Consider the following 1,756-nt stretch of genomic DNA (forward strand, 5'->3'; position numbering starts at 1 on the left):
GCGCGCTGGAGCCGGACGCCCGTGATCGCGATCGGCGTTGCCGGCTCGGCGCTCCTGGCTGCCGTGGGGCTCGTGTTCTCGCGGCCCGATGTCGTCGGCATCGGACTTCCGCTCGCCCTCGGGACAGCATGGATGCTGATGCGTCGGCCTCGGGATTCCACGATGTCGATCGAACTGCGTGCGCACGTCGAGGGTTCGGGAGACTCGTCGGAGGTACTGGCGGAAGTCGATGTGATCCTCGACAGCGACTGGGTCCAGGTGGCGATCGATCAGGAGGCGCGGCGGTCCGGGCTCGCCGATGCGCGACCGGGGCACTCCATCCTCCTCACCCGCAACCGCCTGCAGCACTCCGGTCCTGTGGAGCTCCTCGGAGTGACCGTGCGCGGCGTCGCGCTCGACGGCGCATGGGTCTCGGAAGCCGGCCCCCGCGTCGTGCTGGAATGGAACACCCCGCCCAGGCAGGTCCGGATCGGGCAGCTTCCGGTCGCTCCCCGGCTGACGGGTCTGCACGGCGCCCACGAAGGTGTCCGCCCCGGTCAGGGCGGTGACTTCCGCGACATCCATCCGTTCGTCCCCGGCGACGAGCTGCGCCGCGTCGACTGGCGGGCGACGGCTCGCGCGGCCCGTCGACCTGGCGAACTCCTCGTTCGACGCAGCACGACCCTCAGCGATTCCTCGGTGGTGATCGCCGTGGACACCGCGGCGGACCTGGGGACCGTGGTCGCCTCCTGGGGAGCGGACGACGCCGACCGGTCAGGAGTCACCTCGCTGGATCTCGCGCGTGAGGCTGCCCTCTCCATCGCCACAGCGGCGGTCGGTGTCGGTGATCGGGTCGCGTACCACGCGTTGTCGCCCGGCGGCCGCAGTCTTCCCTCGGGTGGCGGCCCGCGCCACCTCGCACGCGTGCGGGACATGATCGCGGCGACCGGACAGAGCGCGGAGGTGTCCCGGTACCGGCGGTCGCCGGTGGTGCCGTCGGGATCCATCGTCTTCGTGCTCTCGACGTTCTTCGACGGCGTCGCCGCTCAGCTGGCCACCCGGTGGCGGGCGGCGGGTCATGTCGTGGTCGCGGTCGATGTGCTCCCGATTCCCGACCGGAGTCGGCTCACCCGTGAGCAGCGCATCGCACTGCGCACGCTGCTCGCTGAACGCTCCGACATCCTCGTCGAGCTCCGACATGCCGGGGTCGAGGTCGTCGCATGGACGGATCCCGACATCGACGTCGCGATGCGGCTCGCTGCCCTTCGCCAGCGACGGATGCGGACGGTGCGGCGATGATGCGCGGTCTCCGTTCGTTCCGGGTGCGGGCCGCTGTTCCCGGGATCACCGTCCGCCTCCTGATCCTCGCGATCGTGTGGGGCGGCGCTGTCGTGCTCGTTCCCTTCCCGCTGTGGCAGGGGGTGGCGGTCGTCGCCGCTCTCGTCGCAGTGGTGCTCCCACGATCACTGGCGGCGTGGTTCGGGGCCGCCTGCCTCGTTCTGGGCGTCCTCCTCACCGAATCGGATCCGGGACGCACAGCCCTCGCCGTGCTGCTCGTTCCCGCGATCCACGTCCTCGCATCGGTGAGTCTCGAGATCCCGATCTCCTCGCGCGTCGCCCTCGCCGTGCTGTGGCCGAGCCTTGCGCGCTTCCTCGTCGTGCAGCTGCTGGCGCAACCTGTCGTCTTCGGCGTGTGGGTGCTCGCGCCCTCGAACGTCGACCATGGGATCGCGGCGCTCGCCCCGCTCGCCGCCGTGGCGCTCGTGCTCGGGGTGCT

At 71.1% G+C, this 1,756-nt stretch carries 2 protein-coding genes; both read left to right on the top strand.

What is annotated here, in order from left to right; translation table 11 throughout:
• Positions 1 to 1,278: DUF58 domain-containing protein (locus KZA10_RS14140; protein WP_306300826.1), on the top strand; the 1,278-nt coding region annotated here is incomplete at its 5' end.
• Positions 1,275 to 1,756, top strand: a 482-nt coding sequence (locus tag KZA10_RS14145) for a hypothetical protein (protein WP_218683199.1), incomplete at its 3' end; no start/stop codon positions are given. The genes KZA10_RS14140 and KZA10_RS14145, both read left to right, overlap by 4 nt.

This window comes from Microbacterium sp. BF1, from assembly GCF_019279095.1.
GTDB lineage: Bacteria > Actinomycetota > Actinomycetes > Actinomycetales > Microbacteriaceae > Microbacterium > Microbacterium maritypicum.